Below are 24,901 nucleotides of genomic sequence, written 5' to 3'. Positions count from 1 at the left end.
AAAGCAGAACAAGAACGTCAGGCCGCTATTCGTGCGGAGCAAGAACGTATCGCAGCTGAACAAGCTGAGGCTCAACGCCAATCGGCTATTAAGGCTGAACAAGAACGTCAGGCCGCTATTCGTGCGGAGCAAGAACGCATCGCGGCTGAACAAGCTGAGGCTCAACGCCAAGCGGCTATTAAGGCTGAACAAGAACGTCAGGCCGCTATTCGTGCAGAGCAAGAGCGCATCGCAGCTGAACAAGCTGAGGCTCAACGCCAAGCGGCTATTAAAGCCGAACAAGAACGTCAGGCCGCTATTCGTGCGGAGCAAGAACGCATCGCGGCTGAACAAGCTGAGGCTCAACGCCAAGCGGCTATTAAGGCTGAACAAGAACGTCAGGCCGCTATTCGTGCGGAGCAAGAACGCATCGCGGCTGAAGAAGCTGAGGTTCAACGCCAAGCGGCTATTAAAGCAGAACAAGAACGTCAGGCCGCTATTCGTGCGGAGCAAGAGCGCATTGCGGCTGAACAAGCTGAGGCTCAACGCCAAGCGGCTATTAAAGCGGAACAAGAGCGTATTGCTGCAGAGCAAGCCGAAGCAGATGCCGAAAGAGCTCGACTAGAAGCTGAAGAAGCTGCTGCGAAAGCTAGATCAGAAGCTGCTGCTAGAGCTAAAGCAGAAGCGGAGGCTAAAGCTAAGGCCGAGGCAGAAGCTGCTGCTAAGGCACAAGCAGAAGCGGAGGCTAAAGCTAAGGCCGAGGCAGAAGCCGCTGCTAAGGCACAAGCAGAAGCGGAGGCTAAAGCCAAAGCTGAGGCAGAAGCCGCTGCTAAGGCACAAGCAGAAGCAGAAGCTAAAGCTAAAGCTAAAGCTGAGGCAGAAGCCGCTGCTAAGGCACAAGCTGAAGCGGAGGCTAAAGCTAAGGCCGAGGCAGAAGCCGCTGCTAAGGCACAAGCAGAAGCGGAGGCTAAAGCTAAGGCCGAGGCAGAAGCCGCTGCTCAGGCACAAGCTGAAGCGGAGGCTAAAGCCAAAGCTGAGGCAGAAGCTGCTGCTCAGGCAAAAGAAGCTGCTGAAGCAAAAGCAAAGGCCGAGGATGAAGCTAAGCAAGCACAGGAGCCTAAGTTACCACAATCTTATGTAGATGCTCGTAATCAAGCATCCACGAAAGGATCTAGTGCAATGGATGAAAAAAATATTTTATCTCAACCAATGGAGCCTCCTTTACAAGCAGATACATCTGCAAAGATTAGCCTTGACTTCGACGTAAAAAATTACGAATCCAGGTCTTCTACTATAGATAACAAGGAAATTAAGTATCGTGCTTTTGAATATATCCCTTATGTGGCTAATCCAATCGACATCGATCAACAATACATGAATATTTATGTACCAGAAGAATACTTCAACAACGGTACAGTTAATGGTTACAATACACAAACAGCACCTATCTTCATGCCAAATGCAGTGGGCGGTTATATGCCAAGTCAAGCTATGGCACCAAAAGTAGAAAATGGTAAACCTAATAGTGTTCTTTACGCATTATCTCGAGGTTATGTAGTAGCCTCTCCTGCGACTCGAGGCCGTACAAACAAAGCCTCTGATGGCAACTTTATAGGTAAAGCACCGGCAGTTATCGTTGACTTACAAGCTGCAACAGCATACTTACACGCCAATAATGCGGCTATTCCAGGTAATGCAAATCGTATAATTACAAATGGTACAAGTGCTGGTGGTGCTCTATCCTTATTACAAGGTGCTACTGGTAATAGCTCTGACTTCCAACCATATTTACAAGCATTAGGTGCTGCTACAGCACCAACCAATGTGTATGCAGTTTCTGCATATGCTCCTATCACAAATCTTGATGCCGCAGATATGGCGTACGAATGGAGTTATAGTGGTATTACATCCTTCAATAAAGTATCTATGGGACAAGGAGAATTGCCACAAGCTAATGTAGGTGGTACCGCTGTTCCACCAAAACGCACAATGCAACGTGTAAACTTGAATGCTGACGATCTTGCTTACTCTAATTTACTTAAGGAACGTTTCCCTGATTATGTAAACAATTTACAATTACATGACTCTATGGGACGTATCTTAAAACTAGATAAGAATGGTAATGGTACATTTAAGTCCTATGTGAAAACTTTCATCATCGATGCAGCTAATAAAGCACAAGCGCAAGGTACTGATTTATCTAGACATACATATTTAGTACGGGATAATAAAACAGGTGCCATCAAAGATATCAACTGGGATGTATATAATCAATTTGTAAGCCGTTCCAAAGCACCTGGTGCATTCGACTCTCGTGCAAACGACTCTGGTGAAAATAGTCTGTTTGGCACAAGCACGACAGATAATAACCACTTTACAATCACTGCGGCATTACAGGATACAACATCAAATCAAGATGTATATGTAGAAAATGCTAAGGTCGTTACTATGATGAATCCCATGAACTATCTTGGTTCTCCAGCAGCGACAAATGCACAATTCTATCGTATCCGTTACGGTACTGCCGATAGTAATACATCGATTGCAATTCCATTGATTGTAGGCACACGTGCTCAAAATTTAGGCTATAAAGTAGACATGTCTACACCATTTAATGTAGACCATTCTGGTGACTATGATCTAGAAGATCTGTTTAACTGGATGGATACTATCGTTAAATACGGTAGATAATCATAATTGAATACATACCATAACACCAAAAGGAACTGCTGCGGCAGTTCCTTTTTTACCTCTTGAATAATACAAGAGGCGCCCTCATAGGACGCCTCATATATTTTATACTAGTGTATTTAATTATTCTTCTGGGAATAAAGCAGTGGACAAGTAGCGTTCCCCTGTATCAGGAAGGATAACAACGATGTTCTTACCTTTATTTTCAGGACGTTTTGCCAATTCAGCAGCAGCCCATAAAGCAGCACCAGAGGAAATACCAACAAGAATACCTTGTGTATGACCAAATTCTTGAGATGTTTTAAATGCATCATCATTAGCAACTGAAATGACTTCATCATAGATATTAGTATCCAATGTTTCAGGAATAAAACCTGCACCTAAGCCTTGGATTTTATGAGGGCCTGGTTTACCATTGGATAATACAGCAGAATCTTTTGGTTCTACAGCAACAACCTTTACATCTGGATTTTGTTCTTTTAAATAACGACCTGTACCAGTTAATGTACCACCAGTACCAACACCGGCAACAAAGATATCTACTGCACCATCAGTATCACCCCAGATTTCAGGGCCAGTTGTTTTATAGTGAATAGCTGGATTTGCTTGATTTACAAATTGTCCAGCCTCTACCGCACCAGCTGTAGCTGTGACGATTTCTTTTGCTTTCGCAATAGCACCCTTCATGCCGAGAGCGCCATCAGTTAATACGAGTTGAGCACCATAGCCAAGCATCAATTTACGACGTTCAATAGACATTGTTTCCGGCATTACGATGACAACCTTGTAACCAAGTGCAGCGCCTACTGCAGATAAACCAATACCTGTATTACCAGATGTAGCCTCTACAATCGTACCACCAGGTTGCAATTCACCAGAAGCTATAGCAGATTGAATGATTGCAGCTGCAATACGATCTTTTACAGAACCGCCTGGATTAAAATATTCAAGTTTAGTAAGAATATTAGCCTCAGCACCTACACTTTCACCAAAACGAGTAGCTGCTAACAATGGTGTTTTACCAATTAATTCAACGAAAGATTTTGCAATTTTAGACATAATCAACACTCCTTATATGGATATTATGCATAATATGAAATAAATTTAACTAAATTATTTAAATAGAACCATCCCAATTGTCATATTTTGTATCTAGCTTTGCATACGTACCATCAATCACATCTTGCAATGTAACGCCTGCAAGATAATCATGAATATAGTTCTGCAACCCAGCCCAAAAACCAACAGTACGTTCATTGATGACATCATCTGTAGATACACCTTCATCTAATGAAGATATAATCGCCATCGATTCTTCGGTAGCCATCAAAATTTCAATAATTGTATATTCACTAGGTTTCTTAGATAATCTATATCCACCGTACTTACCGCGAATACTATCTACTAATTTAGCTGTACCTAAACGAGCTACAATACCTTCTAAATATTTTTCAGATATGCCTTGTCTCTCTGCTACAGAACGCAATGAAACAGGTTTTTCAAGACCTTGTTCTGCTAAGTCGATGAGAACCATCAATGCATATCTCCCTTTTGTAGAAATTCTCATGTATCTTGCCTTTCTTTGTAAAAGCTAACGTCTCTTGAACGTATTAACAATACACGTCCTATGCTTTTCACATAAAACCTTGTACATTACTAGGAATTAATATTATTATAGAATACAAAATGTAAAAATGCAAGACCTTATTTCCTACTTAGTTAAAGGGCTTTATGAAATATTATAAGATGTCATATTTACTGTGCACTATTAACGACAAAAAGACCAGCCCAAAGGCTGGTCTTTTTGCGTATAGTTTGTAGTTTGTTATATGAGGTTTACATCGGTGAATTGGAGAGTATTTCACCATGTAATGGGGCTTACCGGTATCGTTGGAGATACGATCCGTGCCCATAGTTTGTCATTTGAGGAGATGTTTAGTAAATCTAAATATTAGATTTTACCTACTAGGTCAAGACCTGGTTTTAATGTATCTTTACCTGGTTTCCAACGTGCAGGGCACACTTGGTCACCATGTTTAGCTACGAATTGAGCAGCTTGTACTTTACGAACAAGTTCTTCAGCGGAACGGCCAATACCCATATCATGGATTTCAGCAGTACGTACGATACCTTCAGGATCTACTACGAATGTACCACGGTAAGCCATAGCAGATTCTTCTTGGAATACATCGAAGAAATCAGCCAATTCATGTTTTTTATCAGCTAACATGTAGTACTCGATTTTGTTAATGCTTGGAGAAGCATCAGACCATGCTTTATGAACAAATTCGGAATCGCAGGATACAGAGTAAACTTCGCAACCCAATTCTTTTAATTCAGCATAGGAGTTTTGTACGTCTTCTAATTCTGTAGGGCAAACAAATGTAAAGTCTGCCGGATAGAATACGAATACAGACCATTTACCCAAAACGTCTGCAGTGCTTACCTTTACCAATTCAGGTTTTTTGAAAGCATCAAGTGTAAATTCAGGAAGTTTTTTACCAATAATAGACATTGTGTCCTCCTTGTATTTTCTTTATTAACGATTATTATATGCTTTTGATATACTTACATCAAATCTATATCTATCTTTGTCTATATAATAACACTAATCATTTAAAATAGCAAGTGTTATTTTTAAATATATCGATATATTTTTGCAAGTTTTTTCGATACAGAAAAAAAAGAAGGAAGATACTCATTTCTGAGTATCTTCCTTCTTTTTACGTACCACAACAGACTTACTATTCACAGTAGAATGATCAAACGCGATTAATCCCGCTAAATTAGCGAGCCCACGCCGTGCCATATGGCCAGTTGTAGATTGTTGTTTCCCCGATTTACCATATACGAACTGCTCTAGTTTGAGTACAGCTAATATAAATAAACCTATAATAGATAAAATAGAACCCATTTTTTATCTATTTTTTTAGTTCTAAAATCGCATCTACAAAACCACGGAATAATGGATGTGCATTATTCGGACGAGATTTTAATTCTGGATGCGCTTGTGTACCCACGAAGAATGGATGGTTTTTAACTTCGATACTTTCAACAAGACGACCATCTGGAGATGTACCGGAGATAACAAGTCCTGCATCGCTCAATTGTTGACGATATTCATTGTTAAATTCGTAACGATGACGATGACGTTCGTATACAAGATCTTCACCATATACTTCACGAGCTTTTGTACCAGCTTCTAGTTTACAAGGATAGATGCCAAGGCGCATTGTACCACCTTTTTTATCTATATCAACTTGATCACTCATCAAATCGATTACTTTGTATTTTGCATTTTCGTCAAATTCGCTAGAAGTTGCACCTTCCATACCGCATACGTTGCGAGCAAATTCCATTACTGCAGATTGCATACCAAGGCACAAGCCTAAGAATGGGATATTATTTTCACGAGCATATTGGATAGTACGAATTTTACCTTCTACACCTCGAGAGCCAAAGCCACCAGGAACTACAATCCCATCAATACCTTCGTATACCTCTTTAGGATCTACAGAAAGATCATCAAGTTCTTCAGAGTCAATCCAACGAAGGTTAACTTTAGTATCAGTTTCAATACCAGCATGACTCAATGCTTCTGCTACAGAAAGATACGCATCATGCAATGCTACATATTTACCAACAAGGGCAACTGTAATATCTTTACTAGGATTCAAGATTTTATGAACCATTTCTTTCCATGCAGTCATGTCACAAGGACGTTCTTCAAGACCTAGCTTTTTAATAACGATATCATCAAGACCTTGGTCTTGCATCATCAATGGCACTTCATAAATGGAGCTGCAAGTTTGGTTTTCAATAACTGCTTCTGGTTCTACGTCGCAGAATAAAGCAAGTTTTTCTTTCATTTCGTCAGAAATGTGTTTTTCGCTACGGCATACCAAGATATCTGGTTGAATACCGATGCTGCGCAATTCTTTTACGCTGTGTTGTGTTGGTTTTGTTTTCAATTCGCCTGCTGCATTGATGTATGGCACTAATGTAACGTGAATATAAAGCACGTCATTACGACCTACATCTTTTTTCACTTGGCGGATAGCTTCCATGAATGGCAAGCTTTCAATATCACCAACGGTACCACCGATTTCAGTAATAACCACATCTGCATTATTTTCTTTACCAACACGATATACATTTTGTTTAATTTCATTAGTAACGTGTGGGATAACTTGAACAGTACTGCCCAAGTAATCACCTTTACGCTCTTTATTAATTACAGACCAATATACTTTACCAGCTGTAATATTAGAGCGTTTGCTAAGATTAATATCGATAAAGCGTTCATAGTGGCCCAAATCAAGGTCAGTTTCAGCACCGTCATCCGTTACAAAAACCTCGCCATGTTGGTAAGGGCTCATCGTACCAGGGTCGATATTAATGTATGGGTCAAATTTTTGAATCGTTACATTGAAACCGCGGTTTTTGAGCAAACGCCCCAAGGATGCTGCTGTAATCCCTTTCCCAAGAGAAGAAACAACGCCGCCAGTTACGAAAATATACTTAGTTGCCATGATGCCTCCCACCTATTACATTTTTTCCGGAGCGGAAATACCTAAAATGCCCAAACCTTGACGAAGTACGAGGGCAATCGCTGTAATTAAACCAAGACGAGCTTGTTGCAATGCTGGATCTACGCCAATGATACGACCTTGACGGTAGAAGGAGTGGAACATGCTTGCCAAATCGTATAAGTAACGAGCAATACGATGAGGGGCACGATGTTCGGCAGCTTGAACTACCTCTTCTGGATATTCAGCTAATTTCTTAATTAATTCTAATTCCATTTCACTTGTAAGAGTTGTGAAATCAGTTTGATTATAATCACCAAATGCAATGCCTGCTTCACGCACTTGGTTGTAAATACTATGAATACGAGCATGAGCATATTGGATATAATACACTGGGTTATCATTGCTACGAGATTTAGCCAAGTTAATATCGAAATCAAGTTGGCTATCTAGAGAACGCATCAAGAAGAAGTAACGAGATGCATCCACGCCAACTTCTTCAATCAATTCATCTAATGTAACACTATCGCCGCTACGTTTAGACAATTTAACAAGTTCCCCATCGCGGAACAATGCTACCATTTGTAATAATAATACCGTTAATTGGTCTGGATCATAACCGAAAGCAGCCATAGCAGCTTTTACACGACATACATAGCCATGATGGTCAGCGCCCCAAATATCAATCATTTCTTTGAAGCCACGGTCATATTTATTGCGGTGATATGCGATATCCGCAGCTAAATAAGTAGGAACTCCATTATCGCGAATAACTACGCGGTCTTTATCATCGCCATAGTCAGTAGATTTCAACCACAATGCACCGTCTTTTTCATACACTTTGCCAAGAGCCTTTAACGCCTCTACGGAGTGATGAATTTCATCAGCTTCATGAACAGTACGTTCAGAGAACCAATGATCGAAAGTAACACGGAAGTTTCTCAATGTTTCTTCTAGTCGAGCTAGTTTTTCTTTAAGACCTTCCTCTTTGAACAATGCAATACGATCTGCTTCGTTCATAGCATTTAATGTATCGAAGCCTTCTCGTTCTGCAATAGCTTTTGCAGTCTCGATAATGTCAGGACCACGGTAGCCATTTTCAGGGAACACGAGAGCCCCTTCTGGAATATCGAATTCAGGCATGGAACCATCTTCGTTGCGCTTAGGTGGGAACACTAATGTCGCACCTTGCAACTCTTGGAAGCGGTACTCAATGGAGATAGCCATATTGTCGATTTGGTTCCCCGCATCATTGATGTAATACTCAGATTGTACATTGTAACCCGCTGCCCGCAACAAATTTACAAGAGCACTACCGTAAGCAGCACCACGGCCATGACCTACATGCAACGGGCCTGTTGGATTCGCACTTACATATTCAACTTGAATGGTATCGCGCGCGCGCAATGGTTGCACACCATACTCTTCGCCAGCATTCAAAATGGCTTTCAACGTATCGTATACCATATCAGATTTCAAGAAGAAGTTGATGAAACCAGCACCAGCAACCTCAGCACGTTCGAGCCAATCAAAATTCATATGGCTAATCAAAGCCTCTGCAATAGCACGAGGGTTTTGACGAGCTACACGAGCGGATTGCATAGCGATATTTGTAGAAAAATCACCGAATTCTTTTTGAGGTGGCACTTCGAGAACGATTTCTGGATATTCCCCAGCTGGTAAACCACCGCTGTTAATCGTATCTTGTAATGCCTGTTCAATCCCCGATTTCAGGATTTCCTTCATTTCCATGCTCTGTATCCTCCCGCACGTCTATTTCTAACTGATTATAAAATTGCCATTCACCTTCAATGGAAATATCGTATCCTAAATGGACACGGCCTGTTCCATCGTGAAAATCTACTGTTAATTCATGTGTCTTTACGGCCATGTGAAGATCCCCTAGTGGCGTTTCATAGGTTGACTCGCGTTCTTCCCCACGAATATATTGGTGTCTCATATTAACGGCACCAGTACGCAAGAGCACAATAGAATCCTCATAAATCTTGATTGTTGTTTTAACACCTTCAAGACCTGTTACACTAGATTCCTCGTAACGAATATATTGAATTCCATTCTTTTCTTGCGAAGTACCGGGAGAAATCAATTCCACCACGGTATCCTGTCCATCTATGTCTCGTTGTACACTTTTTACGGATACTAAAACCCGTTTCATGTCGTTCTCCTCCATGGTCATAACATATCAATATATTATAGCACAAAAGCAGCTTGTTTTGAATGTTTTGTGCACCTATTCTGTGAGATTTATATTCTCCAATGTATCCATAGTAGCAGACGCAATAAGGCGTAATTTCTGAGCCTTATTTAGACGTTTTATAGCATATTCTCTAGATTGTGCTTCTTGTTTTTGGCGAAAGCTTTCATAGTAAACCAAGGTTACAGGCCGACGACCTTTCGTATACTTAGCACCACCAGTAACAAGACCATTATGAGCATCCACTCGCTTTTCAAGATTTGTAGTCCACCCACAATATAAACTTTCATCAGCACATCTCAGGATATACGTAAAATATCGTTCATGATCCATTTTATTTACTTGCATCATCCGTAATTGCTTCTATAGAAATAGAATTAATAACAACCGGTTCGATTGGTTTATCATTTTTTCCAGTCTTTACTTTGCCAATTTTTTCAACTACATCCATACCTTGTACTACGGTACCAAATATAGTGTGTTTATTATCAAGCCAAGATGTAGGGCCTAATGTGATAAAGAATTGAGACCCACCTGTATTAGGACCGCGGTTTGCCATGGCAAGAACCCCCATTTTATTAAAATGCAAGTCATTGGCAAACTCATCAGGGATCGTATAACCAGGACCACCAGCACCTGTACCATCTGGATCTCCGCCTTGAATCATAAAGCCTTCAATAACGCGATGGAATGTAACCCCATTATAGAAACCTTTTTTTACAAGGTATTCAAAATTTTTCACAGTAATCGGAGATTTGGACCCCAACAAACGAACCTTGAATTGACCATAATTTGTATTGAATATGGCATATTGATCAGCAATTGGTGAATTTGTAAAGTTAGGCATTGCCACAGTTTCTGCCTTTACCGTATTGCCTTGTGGTTGTTCACCACTATTTGTTCCACACGCCGTTGTAGCAAGCATAGAAATCCCCAACATTGCACATAGCGCTAAACGTTTCCAGTTCATAATTCCCCCACAGATTTGTACTAAGTAACTGAAATATTAATTGTACTATATTTTTACTAACATATATGAGTCAAAACCCACTCAGTAGGTTTCATAAATTTTACATAGAAAAGCCGCTCAACCCGTGAGCGGCTCTTTTTTAGTATATCATGTTTCAAAGAAATTTTGGTTTAAATAAATATTAAATTTACCATTTTCCTCATAGAATTTAAATAGGATATCATCCTTTAATCAATCCATTTAAAGTGCTTACATGCATTATAAATACCATCTTTATCGCAATCAGTAGTAATATAATCAGCCTCTAATTTCAGTTCATCCCGAGCATTCCCCATAGCAATATTTAACCATTCCGGTCTAAACATAGACAAGTCATTATAGCCATCACCAAACACGACAACCTGATTTGAATTCACATCAAAATGGCTTATCATATTTTTAATGCCTAATGCTTTTTCCATAGGCTCATATAATACACAACCATCACCATAACGAATGAGTTTATGCGTCATGTGTTCAATATCTTTTTCCTCTTCTTCACCATCTTTGAAGAATACATAGATTTTATAGAAATCGTCCACACTGTGAAAGTCAAATTCAGGTTCTACTATAGTTTTAAATACATCCCATCCTGGATGCCAGTCCAATATTTCCTTATAAGGCGTAATACGTCCCAATTTGTTACGATCTGTTACAGCCCATGGTATATGCTTAGACTCTAAATATTCAAGGTATTGAATACACATATCACGATTCATACCAATCATAGACACTAGTTTGCCATCAATGGTAATACTATGCCCTCCGTCGGCAACTACATTTCTAATCCCCGCTTGCTCAGCAAAACGCATCGCATCCACTTGAATACGACCTGTTGCAAGGGATACTAAATGGCCTCGACGTTGCAATTCATCTATACAATATTGAGCACTCTCTGGGATTTTTCCTTCTGGCCACACCGCTAATGTGTTATCAATATCGAAAAAGAAAAACTTTCGTTCCACAGGCCCTCCTATCTATCAGCTATAACAGCTTCACATCCAAACTATATTACAAACACTATTCATCTCGTCCAGACATCAATTGAAACCGTTTTTCTTGTTTCACATCTGGGTATTTCACTTTATCTACGTCACTACAAAACATTTCTAAAGGGCGCACATAAAGATCTCGACTATCATATAACTTTTGATAGACCACTAACTTTTCACCGGTTTCAGAATGGGTAGCTACATCTAATACGTAATAATACATTCCTTTAAAATGGCGGTATAAACCACCCTTCACAACTTCACTCATAAACGCCTTTACTCCGTTACTAAAAACATTACTTTTATTATAAAAAGTCCTTCTCATAAAAGCAATTATATTTTATTAGCTTTACCACAATCATATAATAAAAGTTATTATATATACTAAAATAAAACTCATAAAAAACGACTCTTACCTTCACTGCAACTTTGACTAGACTTAATAGTCAGGGAAGCAAGAAAGTAAAAGTCGTTTTCCTTATACTATCCTAAATGGCTTTCACCATTAGTATTATTTAGTTGTATCAGACGCAAGTCCTTTATGGATAAGACCGATGATAAAACCAAGTACCGCAAAGCTTACCCAACCCATACCAATACCTTGGAATGGAATATATTCGCTAAACAACGCTTGTAAAGCATCTGGCGCCCAGCCTGCAGTTTCAAGACCGCTCATCAATGCAGAGATCATAGTTAAAGCCATAGTCCATGCATATACGCATCGGCGACCACCGAAAAGACCATCACCTAAGGCTAAGAATATAATAACGATAGTCAATGGATACAAGAGCATTAATACAGGAATAGCTGCACTGATAATTGTTTTTAAGCCAAATAGACCTAATGCAAATGCAGCTACAGAGAATAAAACAACAAATGCTTTATAACTGATTTTGCTATATAGTTTATGGAAATATGTACTACAAGATGTAATAAGACCAATACTTGTACTCAAGCAAGCTAACAATACAATGACTGCCAAAATAACTTGACCTGTAGCACCAAACAAAAAGTCCGCACTAGCAGTTAACACCGGAGCACCTGTCTCGAACAAACCAAATCGTTCTACGCTTGTAGCACCAATGTTAGCAATGAATACGTACACAATACCGAGCAATGCTACCGCAATAGCACCTACTTCCACAACTGTTTTCGTAATGATATCGCGAGATGTAGCACCTGTAAGACGTACAAAGTCTACCACAAGAATAGCGAATACTACTGACGCCAATGCATCCATCGTATTATAACCATCTAGGAAGCCTTGTAACACAGCTGTACCAGTTGTTGCATAAGCTGCTTGCGGCTCCATGTAAGAACCAAGTGGCGTAATAAAGGATTTAACGATAAGCAATAAAATAACGAGTAATAATGCAGGTGTTAAAATATTACCAATACGATTTACAAGCTTTTGTGGGCTAATAGATAGCCACAAAGAAATACCAAAGAATATAGCCAATGCTAGCGGTTGCATGTCCATAGCCATGCCTTCTGTAAACGGTTTGATTGCAATCTCATAAGCAACAGTACCCGTTCTAGGTATAGCGAACATTGGTCCAATACTCAAATATAATGCCACAGTATAAATAAGACCATAAACAGGGTGAACACGACCAGCTAATTCTTCTACATCTTTACAGCCAGAATAGCCCATAGCCATAACGCCCAACAATGGTAGCCCCACGCCAGTTAATACAAAACCAGCCAATGCCCATCCTACATTAGAGCCTGCTTGTTGGCCTAATGCGGCCGGGAAAATAAGATTTCCCGCACCAAAGAATAGGGCAAATAACATCATGCCTATCGCTAAATAGGCGCGCAGTGATAGATTTTCTTTTCCATCCATAAGGTTATCTCCCTTCATAATACACTATAGTAATAGATTATATTATATATGATATGGGGCCTTTACTTCAACAACTAAATAAAATTACACGAATAATGATTAAATTTTACGAATATTCACTTGCACATCATAAAATGTACTTCCCCAGCCCGCATCTGTAGGACGAGATGCAGTAAGGGCATTAATGCCTACCGCATCATCACTAGATTGAGATTGCCACCATACGCCAAGGGTTACCAAAGTACCCCTTTGTACCATAGCATCCAAATATACTTTAATACGTACGGTACCACGAATATTATAGATTTCTACAACATCGCCATCATTGATATTATATAATCTAGCGTCATCTGGATTCATACGCAATTTCATTAACTCAGAATCATCAAATTCCATTTCACAGAAACTTGAATCTAATATGCGAATATCATTGCCTACAATTAACCAAAACGGTTCACCATCACCATAAGGTTCTCTATAGGTAATCAAGGGAATATTTTCTTGAGGATTTAAAATTTCTATTTTCCCAGACGGAGTTTTAAAATCCAGTTTATAGTTCTCCGGTAGCTCAACCTCCACCAAATCACCTTGTAAAATTCTGTCTTGTTCCTCTTGTGAAAGTTTAGATGAACTGCGAACCATCTGTTCGATCAATTCCAATTCTGTCATCTTAAAAAACGGATCATCCAATCCCATGCGACGAGCTAGTTCAGAAATAACCTGCCAATTAGAACGCGATTCTCCCACTGGAGGTATAGCATGATAGTTAGCCCCAATGGTATAGTGACCATAAGAATTAAATATATCGTCTGACTCTACCGAGCTAGTAGAAGGCAATATGATATCTGCATAAGCACAGGTGTCTGTAAAAAAGCGTTCATGTACAACGGTGAACAAATCGTCTCTCATGAGCCCCTGCCTAACAAAATTTTGGTTTGGTGCAGTAATAGCTGGATTAGAAGAAAATACATATAAACTATGAACCGGCACGCCTCCGCTAGTATCTTCTAAGCCATGCTCAAGGAGCGCCTTAGGGTTCGTCAACAAGTCTCCCAGTAAAATCATAGGCATCAAACGCTTAGCTGGTGTTACGACTTGTGGTTGTTGCATAAATGATTTATTTAAGTATTGACTACTACTAGCGCTCGACAGCAACCCGCCACCTAAATGTTGCCATGCGCCTATAACAGCTGGCAATGCGTTGATACAACGACAACTCATGGAGCCATTACCATAACGGGATACGCCACTACCAAGGCGAATAAATGGGGCTTTCGCCTTTGCATAAGCATGTGCCAACTCTTCTATTACTTCAGCCGGCACACCACAAATAGAAGATACATAGTCTGGTGTAAAGGTAGGTAACACATCTCTTACAAGTTCTTCATAACCTTGTACATAGCGTTGAATAAAATCTATATCTGCAAGATCATCACGATGTATGATATGCATCAACCCAAGAGCTAAGGCCCCATCAGATCCAGGTTTTACATATACATGATGCGTAGCTTGGTCATAGGTATACGTTTTATGTGTATCAATAACCCATACAGTGGCCCCTCTTTGTTTAGCTACATTGACATCGTGTAGAAAATGTAAATCCGTAGCAATTGCATTAATACTCCATAATATAATCAAATCACTATATTGCGCTTCTTGTGGTTTAATGGCAATGGTATCGCCATAAACAGACTTAAAAGCAGCTTGCTTAGCAGGAGAGCAAATTCCTCTATCTTGATTAGTTGCACCTATACGGCGAAAAAAATAATCACCTGCCGGACTATTTACGGCCCCCATCGTTCCAGCATAGGAATACCGTAATATACTTTCACTACCAAATGTATCAATAGTATGTTTAAAGTTATTTACAATAGTATGTAACGCATCATCCCATGAAATCCGTTCGAACTGATTAATACCAATACCTTTTTTACCAACACGCCTTAATGGAGTGGTCAACCGTTTAGGAGAATGAATAATTTGCTCATAATGTACCATCTTAGGGCACAAGGTACCTCTTGTAAAAGCATGTTCTTTATGTCCTCGAACCTTTATTACTTTATTATTATCTACCGTAACAACAAGACCACACGCATCAGGACAATCGTATGGACATATATTAGTATATTCACGCATATAAGTACCTCACTTATCACTACATTTTCGTCATATGTATATATTATCATCTGTATATTTATAGTATCACAAAAATAGCTCTATATCTGTAACAAAATTAACGACTATCAACATCATATGGATACTTTTGTACTGCATACATTGTATATCAATGCACGCCACCAATTAACTCATCAAAATAAATACAATCAGTTATAAATTTTATCAATATATACTCGATAGATGTACAATAAATATCAATACTTTCTGCTATTTATTTATAGTTTAGCCCCTACAATACAAATAGATAACCCTTATCCAAAACACCTATTTTTTACGTATAGGAATGTATTAATTACTAAAAGTCATAATCAATTATTTCAAGGTATACTCTGTTATTTCAGCATTTTATACTAAAACCTGTGATAAATTTCACGAACGCTATGCAAATTATGTAATGTATTTAGTTATGTAAAACTATTCAATATCTGAATATTGTATGCTATACTGACATTGTCATTTGAGAGGATATAGAACTCACCGGACAATCATGTAATGTTCATAATTGTTACAGAGTGGAGTAACTATATCAGGTACATATTTTCTGAAAAGAGGTTTTAACAATGGCAGACGCAAAAAACACTGTTCTTTTCCCTTATGAAACATTGAAAAAATTGAGCATGGATGCTTTCCAAAAATTCGGTTTCTCCGAAAAAGAAGCGGACATCATCCAAGACGTACTTTTGACTTCCGACTTATTCGGTATTCAAAGCCATGGTATGCAACGTATGGTTCGTTACCACAAAGGTATCACTAACGGCTTGATCAAAATCGACGCAAAACCTGAAATCGTAAAAGAAACTCCAATCTCCGCAGTTATCGACGGTCATGACGGCATGGGTCAAATCTTAGGCCACATGGCTATCGAAAAAGCTATCGAAAAAGCTAAAAAATCTGGTGTTGGTATCGTATCCGTACGTAACTCTAATCACTATGGTATCGCTGGTTACTATGCTAAAATGGCATCCGACCAAGGCTTAATCGGTTTCTCTTGTACAAACTCCGAAGCAATCATGGTTCCTGTATATGCTCGTAAAGCTATGCTTGGTTCCAACCCTATCGCTTGGACTGTACCAGCTGATCCTGTTGACTTCTTCTTCGATTGCTCCACTACAGTAGTAACTCGTGGTAAACTTGAAATGTACAACAAAATGGGCAAAGCTACTCCAGATGGCTGGGCTGTTAACAAAGACGGCGTTCCTTCCACTGACGCAGCTGAAGTATTGGGCAACATTTCCCGTCATGAAGGCGGCGGTATCCTTCCTTTAGGTGGTGCTACAGAAGTTCTTGGCGGCCACAAAGGTTATGGTAACGGCATGATTGCTGAATTGTTCTCCTCCATCCTTTCCCAAGGTGGTACTTCCAACAAATGTATGGTTGGCGGTAAATCCAATATCTGCCACGGCTTCATGGCTATCAACCCTGAATTCTTCGGCGATCCTGCTGAAATCAAAAAACACTTCTCTCAATTCTTACAAGAATTACGTGAAGCTCCTAAAGCTGCAGGTCAAGAACGTATCTACACTCATGGTGAAAAAGAACACGAATCCGTTGAAAAAGTTAAAGCTGAAGGTATCCCTGTACTTAACGGTACAATGCTTGAAGTTCAAGACCTTTGCAACGAATTAGGCCTTGACTTCAAATCCTACTTCGGCGATTATGTACCAGAAGCACCTGCTACAATGTTCAAAGGTAACTACTAATACCTGAACTTAGTGACGGCCCTAACAAGGACTTGTAGTTAGTATAGAAGGGGACATAAACACTGTTTATGTCCCCTCTCTTATATTTTCAACCTCACCGAAATGAGGTTGAATTTTTTGAGATAAATATCAATTTTTATGATAAGTACATCTTTTATTCTATTGTAACTTATTTTTATTACTGAAATTTTACAACTTAATATAATAGCGATTTACTTATCAATTAAATTGATTAATGCTACATCGTCCTGTTAAGCATATAAATATTTTATTTTATGAAAGGATGAACTTAGAAATGAGTGCTCTCACCGTTCTATTAGCGCTATCTCCAATCATTTGGTTGATCGTAGCGTTATCCATCTTGAAATTACCAGCATGGCAAGCAACAAGTGTTGCTGCAATTGGTTCTTTCATTATCGCTATTACAGCATTCTCCTCTGACCCATTTATTATGGTCACTGGTGCCCTTGAAGGTGCCGCATTGGCAATTTGGCCAATCCTATTAGTTATTACAGCTGCTATCTTCGTTTATAACTTGGTAGTATATACGAAAGCAATGGAAACTATTAAAACAATGCTTTCTTCTGTAACATCTGATACTCGTGTGCTTGCATTGTTACTTGCATGGGGCTTTGGTGCCTTCATGGAAGGTATGGCTGGTTTCGGTACTGCCGTTGCAATCCCTGCAGCTATGATGGTTGCCGTAGGTTTTGACCCACTTAAATCTATCATTGCATGTCTCGTTGCAAACTCCGTACCAACAACATTTGGCTCCATTGGTATCCCAACTACTACATTGGCATCCTTGACAAGCCTTGATCCAAGCCACTTAGGTACATTTATTTCTGTTCAATTATTCTTACTTAACCTTATCGCTCCATTCTTCGTTGTTATGATTATCGGTGGCGGCGTTAAAGCGTTAAAAGGCGTATTCCTTGTGACATTACTTTCCGGTTTAGCATTGGCTGTTCCTGAAACCGTAATCAATGCTGTAATGGGTCCTGAATTATCCGTAATTTCTGCATCCATTGTAATCATGGCAGTTATCATTATCTGTGCAAAAGTTATGCCTCCTAATGACCCTGAATACGCAGTTAAACAAACTGGCGAAACTCCTAAAGTTTCCGGTGGTGAAGGTCTTGTAGCGGCTATGCCATTTATCTTGATCTTCGTATTGTTGTTATTAACTTCTAAATTGTTCCCTGCAATCAATGGTCCTCTAGCGTCCATTAAAACATCTGTACCTATTTACCAAGGTCCTGGTGCAAAACCTTACACATTCGTTTGGATTGCAACTCCTGGTATCATGATTTTCATCGCTGGTATTGTTGGTGGTTTCATTCAAAAAGCAAAAGCTGGCGAAATCTTCGGTACATTGGGTTCTACAGTTAAAAACTTGAAATTTACATACCTTACAATCATCACAGTTGTTATGACTGCTAAATTGATGACATACTCTGGTATGACTGCAGATATTGCGAAAGCAATGGTTGCTGGTACAGGTTCCTTGTACCCACTATTCGCTCCTATCGTAGGTGCGTTGGGTGCATTCTTAACTGGTTCTGGTACAAACTCCAACGTATTGTTTGGCCCACTTCAAATTGCAGCAGCACAAGGCTTAGATCCTACAAACTGGGAAGACCTTGGCTTCTGGTTAGCAGCTGTTAACTCCGGTGCAGCTGGTATCGGTAAAATGTTGTCTCCACAATCCATCGCGATTTCCATTGGTGCCGTAGGTCCTGCTTTGAAAGCATACCTTGAAAACCACAAAGAAGTCAGCGCTGATGAAGCTCACAAATTAGAGCATGAAATCGAAGCAAGCGTTATCATGAACACTGCATTCAAATACTTCATCGTATTCATCGTAATGCATGGTTGCATTTCCTTCTTCGGTCAACATTTCATCCACCAAATTCACAGTATCTTCTTCTAAGATATTGCAAATAAGGTAAACCAAAAGAACAGCTCAGAAATGAGCTGTTCTTTTTTGTTATATTATACACATATTTGTATGCAAAAATTTATAGAACTTCATCTAAAATCATGTTACAATAGACCTACAAAAAAACACAATTAAATGCAGTCTGCGAAGTGCGATTCGCAGACTTTTATTATTCCCATTTTTAATCAAGGAGATTTTATGGAGTCTACAAAGAAAATTTCTTTATTCATTGTCGTATTTCTTGGGCTTCTAACAGCTATCACACCACTGGGAACTGATTTATATTTACCGGCTTTACCAATTATGCCTCATGAGCTTAATACAAATGCATCCCTTATTCAGATGACAATTGGTATTATGACATTTGGTATCGCTATTGGTCAATTAATTGGCGGTCCACTTAGCGACTCATTCGGGCGAAAAAAACCGCTCATCATTGGCAATATCTTATGTGTAATCGCTAGCATTCTCTGTTCTATTGCACCTAATATTGAAGTTTTACTAGTTGCACGTTTTTTGCAAGGTTTAACAGGTTCTATTGGTGTTGTTATTGCTAAGGCGATTTCACGAGACTTTGCATCGGGTAAGGAATTAATGCGTCTTATGTCGCTTCTCATGCTCGTCAATGGGTTGGCTCCTGTTATTGCACCACTCATAGGTGGTCAGCTTTTATTATTTTCTACATGGCGATTTATTTTCATCATCCTTGCGGGATTCTCTGCCGTATTGCTTATAGGATCTTTTATCTTTACTGAAAGCCTTCCACCAGAAAAGCGTATTTCTGGTGGCATTACCATAGCTTTTAAAAACTATGGTACTCTACTTAAGGATAAAAGTTTCTTAGGACAATCTCTAGTGCAGCTGTTTGCTTTTGGAGGTTTCTTTGCCTATATTTCTGGTTCATCCTTTGTATACCAAAACATCTTCAACCTATCTGCACAAGAGTTTAGTTATATGTTTGGTATCAATAGTTGTGGGATTATCCTCGCTAGTGTGCTTAGTGCAAAAGCAAGTAATGTTGTAACAATGAAAACTATCTTAAACACTAGTTTATGGCAGTTAACTATCGGCTCAACGCTGTTCCTTTGTGCGATGTACTTTAATTGGTCCTTTATAGTAACTAGTATTATTCTTTTCTTTACGATTTGTACTGTATCTGTATTCGGTTCAGCCGGTTTCTCTATGGCAATGGCTAAATACGGACACCAAGCAGGTAGTGCCTCTGCTATTCTAGGCTTTGCAGGCATGTTTTCAGCGAGTTTTGTATCACCATTAGTAGGTATCGGTGGCAGTCACACCGGTGTTCCTATGGGGATTGTTATGGTTGCATGTGCTGCATTAGCATTAGTGTGCTTCTATACAATGATTAAAGAAAATTAATATCAACTTCATAGAAAAAGCGTCCTAGGACGCTTTTTTCTATATATTGGTAATTATTTAATTAACTATTAAGTTATCATTCAAACATAGTCGCTAACAACAACTTCAATCGGTTTGCTTGATTTACTGCACTTGAACCCGGATCATAGTCAATAGCTGCAATGCGTACATCAGGATATGCTTCCGATAAAGTTTTTACCATACCTTTACCACTTACATGGTTAGGCAAACAACCAAAGGGTTGTAAACATACAACTTGTTTTGCACCTTTTTCAATGAGATCAATCATATCCCCTGTAAGAAACCAACCTTCACCGCATTGGTTACCAAGATCAATAAAGTGGGCCGCCTCTTTTGCAACCTTTGTCATTCGTTGTAATGGATCAAAGTTCTTTGACGCTGCCACTGCCTTTGCATATGGCAAGCGATATAGTTCTAAGGCCTCTCGAGCCAAGGAGCCGAAGAAACCAGATAACCAGGTACCATCTAAATGTTTTGCACGATACGTGCTATCCATTGCACAGTACAAGAAGAAATCTAGTAAGCCAGAGGTTACAACCTCGCCCCCCTCTTTTTCTATGAGTTCATTGATATTGTTATTCGCACTAGGATGGAACTTAACATAAATTTCACCTACTACGCCTACACGAGGTCTTGGTTTTGATTTATCTACAGGCAAATTATCAAAGTCATCAATGATATTCTTAATATATTTGCTATATTGGAAGATATTGGCTTTTGTGATGCGTTCCCGTAATTTTTTTATCCAATAATCACACAATGCATCTGCAGATCCTGGATTAATTTCATATGGACGGGTAGCCAATACACATTGCATCAATGCATCGCCGTAAACTACGGCTTGAATCATCCGATGCAAGAAAGATTTTGTCAATTTAAAGCCCGGTTGACGCTCCATATCACTAGCATTAAGTGACAAAATTGGCACTTGTTCCATTCCCGCATCAATAAGGGCTTTACGCAAATAGCCAATATAGTTCGTTGCTCGACAACCACCACCGGTTTGAGAAATGATTACCGCCGTTTTATCAACATCATACTTACCAGATAACAAGGCACTCATCAATTGACCAACGACGATAATAGCCGGATAACAAGCATCATTGTTGATATATTTTAGACCTATCTCAATATCTTCTCTCGTTGGAGCTGGCAGCATCTCAAAATCGTAGCCTTCAGAATTAAGCACTGGATCCAATAATTGGAAATGAAGTGGTGACATTTGAGGTACTAAGATTTTATAAGTCTTACTCATTTCCTCCGTGAATACAACACGGTCATAATCATAGGAAGGAATATCATCGATAGTTGTTTCTACTGGTGCTTCCGGATTATGATGCTTACGCATACTGCGCTCCATTACAGATTGCAACGAGCGCAAACGAATAGTAACAGCACCCAAGTTTGTACCTTCATCAATTTTTAGTAAGGTGTGAATCTTATGCTTTGCAGACAAGATATCTTTCACTTGGTCCGCAACGATTGAGTCAAGACCACAACCGAAGGAATTCAACTCTACAATTTGGAACCCCTCTGTGCGGCTGACAAATTCAGCGGCACGATACAAACGACTGTGATACGACCATTGATCTACAACGCGCAAATGCTTAATTTCATACCCTAGTGGCGCCACACCATCTTCAGTAAGGACAGCCATACCAAGGGATGTAATGAGTTCAGGAATACCATGATTAATACCTGAATCTAAATGATATGGTCGCCCCGCCAATACGATTGTAGGAACTTGCTCTGCTACAAGACGAGACACCGTTTTCTTTGTCATCTCTCGATAATCAGCTTTACATTTTTCCTGCTCTGCCCACGCAACCTCTACAGCATCAGAAATTTCACCTTTACTGAAAGGCAAGTCTTTTAAGGCTTTCACTAACGCAGGCACTAAAGATTTTTTATCTGCTAATGGCAAGAATGGGGCATAAAATGGTGTTTCCCCCATAACATCCTGCATATTGTTCCGAATTAACTCTGGATAGGAGATAACCATAGGACAATGGTAATTATTATCGCGGCTAAATTCCTTAGGACCATGTTGAATACATGGGTACCAAATCAAATCAACCTGTGCCTCTGCAAGATCACGAATATGACCATGCACAGCCTTAGCAGGATAACAAGCTGTATCAGATGGAATCGTATCAATAGCCTTGTTGTATTGATCCTTCGTCGTATAATTGGACAACACCACTTCACAGCCTAATTGATGGAAGAATGTAAACCAGAACGGAAAATCTTCGTATATATTGAGGACGCGCGGTATACCAATACGTAACTTACCTTCGAACTCTGGAATATTTTTCTTGAGGAAATAATCAAAATAACGGCGTAATTTTGCATCTACCATATTAGGAACGGGCTTATGTTTCTCTTGAATCATATCGCCGGCACCACGATCACAACGATTACCCGTTACATAGGTACGACCATCGGAGAATGCATTGATGGTGAGCATACAATTATTAGAACATAATCCACAGTTGCGCATAGATGTAGAAACTTGTAAGGATTTCAAACCTGCCATATCTAGTAATGTACTGTGTTGATTTTGTAACTCCTCTGCAGCTTCTGATGCGAGTAGAGCCATCCCATAGGCACCCATCAGACCGGATACATCAGGACGAATCACTTCAACGCCCATCAATTTTTCAAAGGCCCGAAGTACCGCTTCATTATAGAATGTACCACCTTGTACAACAATGTGATCACCAAGGTCTTTAGGGTCTTTCACCTTAAGAACCTTATACAAAGCATTTTTTATAACAGAATAAGCCAAACCAGCTGCAATATCAGGAACTGTTGCCCCTTCTTTCTGCGCTTGTTTTACCTTAGAGTTCATAAATACGGTACAACGAGACCCCAAGTCGATTGGCATAGGTGCCAATAAACCTTCCTTGGCAAATTGCTCAATCGGCAAACGCAAGGATGTAGCAAATGTATCGATAAATGAACCACAACCTGAGGAGCAAGCTTCATTTAAAACTATATCTTCAATATAACCATTACGTACCTTGGTACACTTCATATCCTGACCACCAATATCCAAAATAAAGGATACATCTGGACAGAAGAATTGTGCGGCCCGATAATGAGCAATCGTTTCTACTTCACCAATATCGATACCCAGGGCTCGCTTCAAAAAGGCTTCCCCATAACCAGTGACACCAGAATGCGCAATATAAGCCCCCTTCGGTAGCAAACCATAAATTTGTTCAATCAACTCTTGTGATTTTTCTAATGGTTTACCATGATTGGGACCATAATGTGAGAAGATAATTTCATTGTTAGCATTAATTAAAACAACTTTTAGCGTAGTAGAACCCGCATCAATTCCAAGATAACAAGGACCTACGGCCTCCTTAATGTCTGCTTTCGGAGTCACGGCCTTCGCATGACGATTTCTAAACTCATTTAACTCGTCTTCATTTTTAAATAGTGGATCGACGCGGTCAGTAGCTTCCATCGGAATACCGATGAGCGCACCAATTTCATTTGTTAATTCACCAACCGTAATCTGACGGCATTCATCATTCATTAAAGCTGCGCCCAAGGCGATAAAGAGTTCGCCATTTTCAGGAATGATACGATGCTCCTCATCAAGTGTCAATGTATCACAGAAGCATTGACGCAATTCGGACAAGAATGTCAGAGGACCACCGAGGAATGCTACATTACCTTCAATTTTATGACCGCATGCAAGACCAGCAATCGTTTGATTTACAATAGCTTGAAATACGGATTTAGCAATATTTTCATGAGACGCCCCTTGATTTAACAAGGCTTGTACATCAGTTTTAGCAAATACACCACAACGCGCTGCAATCGGATACATTGTATCCGCATTCATAGCCAATGTATTAAGACCGGACGCATCTGTTTGTAACAAGGTTGCCATTTGGTCTATAAAGGCCCCTGTTCCACCAGCACAAGAACCATTCATACGATGTTCTGCAGTACGCCCCAAATAGGTAACCTTCGCATCTTCCCCACCGAGCTCGATAATAACGTCAGTTTGAGGATATAACGCTTTAATCGCCTTAGTTTCAGCAATTACTTCTTGAACAAAAGGTATACGTACCTTATCGGCCATCGCCATACCGCCAGAGCCTGTAATTGCTACATGTACATTCTCATTTTCATAACCCACTTGAGCTTCTTGTAGCAATGTATAAACAGTATCCAAAATATTAGCGTAATGTCGGATATATTTTTTATACAAATAATTATCTTGTTGGTCCAACAAAACGACCTTGACTGTTGTTGAACCAACATCGATCCCCATACGTAAGGATTTTTGCATATATACCTCTCTTGAAAGTGTGAAGATTTGGTACCCTCGCACCATATACCTTCATAAGTATAAGTTAAATACTAAAACATTTAGCTTTAACTACACATCTAAAATGT

The 24,901-nt window shown here is 39.6% G+C and carries 18 protein-coding genes; 4 read left to right on the top strand and 14 right to left on the bottom strand.

The annotated features are described in order from the left end of the window. On the top strand, window positions 1–2,670 hold a 2,670-nt coding region (locus VEI_RS10530), incomplete at its 5' end, for a subtype B tannase (protein WP_059364883.1). 123 nt (window positions 2,671–2,793) lie between these two features. Here VEI_RS10530 and cysK read toward each other — a convergent pair. The 13 genes from cysK to VEI_RS09955 all read right to left on the bottom strand — a co-directional run bounded on the left by cysK (window position 2,794) and on the right by VEI_RS09955 (window position 15,397). Further along, window positions 2,794–3,729, bottom strand: coding sequence for a cysteine synthase A (gene cysK, locus VEI_RS10015; RefSeq protein WP_059364880.1), 936 nt, complete (start codon window positions 3,727–3,729; stop codon window positions 2,794–2,796). Between the two features lie 58 nt (window positions 3,730–3,787). Beyond that, window positions 3,788–4,237 carry an RrF2 family transcriptional regulator gene (locus tag VEI_RS10010; protein ID WP_059364878.1) on the bottom strand — a complete coding sequence of 150 codons (450 nt, stop codon included), beginning with the start codon at window positions 4,235–4,237 and terminating at the stop codon, window positions 3,788–3,790. A 384-nt stretch (window positions 4,238–4,621) separates the two neighbouring features. Continuing rightward, the gene (gene ahpC / locus VEI_RS10005; protein WP_059364875.1) at window positions 4,622–5,185 is read right to left on the bottom strand and encodes an alkyl hydroperoxide reductase subunit C; all 564 of its coding nucleotides are present in this window, start codon (window positions 5,183–5,185) and stop codon (window positions 4,622–4,624) included. 183 nt (window positions 5,186–5,368) lie between these two features. Continuing rightward, the gene (locus tag VEI_RS10000; protein ID WP_059364873.1) at window positions 5,369–5,584 is read right to left on the bottom strand and encodes a hypothetical protein; all 216 of its coding nucleotides are present in this window, start codon (window positions 5,582–5,584) and stop codon (window positions 5,369–5,371) included. 7 nt (window positions 5,585–5,591) lie between these two features. After that, window positions 5,592–7,202 (bottom strand): CTP synthase, encoded by a 1,611-nt coding sequence (locus VEI_RS09995; protein WP_059364871.1) that lies wholly within the window; start codon window positions 7,200–7,202, stop codon window positions 5,592–5,594. 15 nt (window positions 7,203–7,217) lie between these two features. Continuing rightward, on the bottom strand, window positions 7,218–8,951 hold the full coding sequence (gene argS / locus VEI_RS09990) for an arginine--tRNA ligase (RefSeq protein WP_059364869.1): 1,734 nt from the start codon (window positions 8,949–8,951) through the stop codon (window positions 7,218–7,220). After that, window positions 8,917–9,375: a YwiB family protein gene (locus VEI_RS09985; RefSeq protein WP_059364866.1), complete on the bottom strand. Its 459-nt coding sequence runs from the start codon at window positions 9,373–9,375 to the stop codon at window positions 8,917–8,919. Before VEI_RS09985 ends, argS begins: the two co-directional genes overlap by 35 nt. 75 nt (window positions 9,376–9,450) lie before the next feature. Then, window positions 9,451–9,765 (bottom strand): GIY-YIG nuclease family protein, encoded by a 315-nt coding sequence (locus tag VEI_RS09980; RefSeq protein WP_059364861.1) that lies wholly within the window; start codon window positions 9,763–9,765, stop codon window positions 9,451–9,453. Then, the gene (locus VEI_RS09975) at window positions 9,749–10,384 is read right to left on the bottom strand and encodes a peptidylprolyl isomerase (RefSeq protein ID WP_059364856.1); all 636 of its coding nucleotides are present in this window, start codon (window positions 10,382–10,384) and stop codon (window positions 9,749–9,751) included. Before VEI_RS09975 ends, VEI_RS09980 begins: the two co-directional genes overlap by 17 nt. A 227-nt stretch (window positions 10,385–10,611) precedes the next feature. Then, the gene (locus tag VEI_RS09970; RefSeq protein ID WP_059364854.1) at window positions 10,612–11,388 is read right to left on the bottom strand and encodes an HAD-IIB family hydrolase; all 777 of its coding nucleotides are present in this window, start codon (window positions 11,386–11,388) and stop codon (window positions 10,612–10,614) included. A 55-nt stretch (window positions 11,389–11,443) separates the two neighbouring features. Further along, window positions 11,444–11,683, bottom strand: a complete 240-nt coding sequence (locus VEI_RS09965; RefSeq protein WP_059364851.1) for a DUF1653 domain-containing protein — start codon at window positions 11,681–11,683, stop codon at window positions 11,444–11,446. A 243-nt stretch (window positions 11,684–11,926) separates the two neighbouring features. Next, on the bottom strand, window positions 11,927–13,261 hold the full coding sequence (gene brnQ, locus VEI_RS09960) for a branched-chain amino acid transport system II carrier protein (protein ID WP_059364848.1): 1,335 nt from the start codon (window positions 13,259–13,261) through the stop codon (window positions 11,927–11,929). A 99-nt stretch (window positions 13,262–13,360) separates the two neighbouring features. Further along, window positions 13,361–15,397 (bottom strand): molybdopterin-dependent oxidoreductase, encoded by a 2,037-nt coding sequence (locus tag VEI_RS09955; RefSeq protein WP_059364846.1) that lies wholly within the window; start codon window positions 15,395–15,397, stop codon window positions 13,361–13,363. A 602-nt stretch (window positions 15,398–15,999) separates the two neighbouring features. On the opposite strand from VEI_RS09955, the gene VEI_RS09950 reads away from it, so the two are divergent. The 3 genes from VEI_RS09950 to VEI_RS09940 all read left to right on the top strand — a co-directional run bounded on the left by VEI_RS09950 (window position 16,000) and on the right by VEI_RS09940 (window position 20,461). Next, the gene (locus tag VEI_RS09950) at window positions 16,000–17,139 is read left to right on the top strand and encodes an Ldh family oxidoreductase (RefSeq protein WP_059364843.1); all 1,140 of its coding nucleotides are present in this window, start codon (window positions 16,000–16,002) and stop codon (window positions 17,137–17,139) included. Window positions 17,140–17,434: 295 nt separating this feature from the next. Continuing rightward, window positions 17,435–19,072, top strand: a complete 1,638-nt coding sequence (locus VEI_RS09945) for an L-lactate permease (protein WP_059364841.1) — start codon at window positions 17,435–17,437, stop codon at window positions 19,070–19,072. Window positions 19,073–19,279: 207 nt separating this feature from the next. Further along, window positions 19,280–20,461: a multidrug effflux MFS transporter gene (locus VEI_RS09940; protein WP_059364838.1), complete on the top strand. Its 1,182-nt coding sequence runs from the start codon at window positions 19,280–19,282 to the stop codon at window positions 20,459–20,461. Window positions 20,462–20,537: 76 nt separating this feature from the next. Here VEI_RS09940 and VEI_RS09935 read toward each other — a convergent pair whose 3' ends face one another. Further along, complete coding sequence (locus tag VEI_RS09935; protein ID WP_059364835.1) at window positions 20,538–24,794, bottom strand: 2-hydroxyacyl-CoA dehydratase; 4,257 nt, start codon at window positions 24,792–24,794, stop codon at window positions 20,538–20,540. Window positions 24,795–24,901: the final 107 nt, after the last annotated feature.

Source organism: Veillonella tobetsuensis (assembly GCF_001078375.1).
GTDB classification, from domain to species: domain Bacteria; phylum Bacillota; class Negativicutes; order Veillonellales; family Veillonellaceae; genus Veillonella; species Veillonella tobetsuensis.
This window is presented reverse-complemented; position numbering and strand designations above follow the sequence as displayed.

Bases quoted from the DNA above. Each gene is read 5' to 3' on its own strand.
- cysK (WP_059364880.1), bottom strand. From the start codon at position 3,729: ATGTCTAAAATTGCAAAATCTTTCGTTGAATTAATTGGTAAAACACCA.
- VEI_RS10010 (WP_059364878.1), bottom strand. From the start codon at position 4,237: ATGAGAATTTCTACAAAAGGGAGATATGCATTGATGGTTCTCATCGAC.
- ahpC (WP_059364875.1), bottom strand. From the start codon at position 5,185: ATGTCTATTATTGGTAAAAAACTTCCTGAATTTACACTTGATGCTTTC.
- VEI_RS10000 (WP_059364873.1), bottom strand. From the start codon at position 5,584: ATGGGTTCTATTTTATCTATTATAGGTTTATTTATATTAGCTGTACTC.
- VEI_RS09995 (WP_059364871.1), bottom strand. From the start codon at position 7,202: ATGGCAACTAAGTATATTTTCGTAACTGGCGGCGTTGTTTCTTCTCTT.
- argS (WP_059364869.1), bottom strand. From the start codon at position 8,951: ATGGAAATGAAGGAAATCCTGAAATCGGGGATTGAACAGGCATTACAA.
- VEI_RS09985 (WP_059364866.1), bottom strand. From the start codon at position 9,375: ATGAAACGGGTTTTAGTATCCGTAAAAAGTGTACAACGAGACATAGAT.
- VEI_RS09980 (WP_059364861.1), bottom strand. From the start codon at position 9,765: ATGATGCAAGTAAATAAAATGGATCATGAACGATATTTTACGTATATC.
- VEI_RS09975 (WP_059364856.1), bottom strand. From the start codon at position 10,384: ATGAACTGGAAACGTTTAGCGCTATGTGCAATGTTGGGGATTTCTATG.
- VEI_RS09965 (WP_059364851.1), bottom strand. From the start codon at position 11,683: ATGAGTGAAGTTGTGAAGGGTGGTTTATACCGCCATTTTAAAGGAATG.
- brnQ (WP_059364848.1), bottom strand. From the start codon at position 13,261: ATGGATGGAAAAGAAAATCTATCACTGCGCGCCTATTTAGCGATAGGC.
- VEI_RS09955 (WP_059364846.1), bottom strand. From the start codon at position 15,397: ATGCGTGAATATACTAATATATGTCCATACGATTGTCCTGATGCGTGT.
- VEI_RS09950 (WP_059364843.1), top strand. From the start codon at position 16,000: ATGGCAGACGCAAAAAACACTGTTCTTTTCCCTTATGAAACATTGAAA.
- VEI_RS09945 (WP_059364841.1), top strand. From the start codon at position 17,435: ATGAGTGCTCTCACCGTTCTATTAGCGCTATCTCCAATCATTTGGTTG.
- VEI_RS09940 (WP_059364838.1), top strand. From the start codon at position 19,280: ATGGAGTCTACAAAGAAAATTTCTTTATTCATTGTCGTATTTCTTGGG.
- VEI_RS09935 (WP_059364835.1), bottom strand. From the start codon at position 24,794: ATGCAAAAATCCTTACGTATGGGGATCGATGTTGGTTCAACAACAGTC.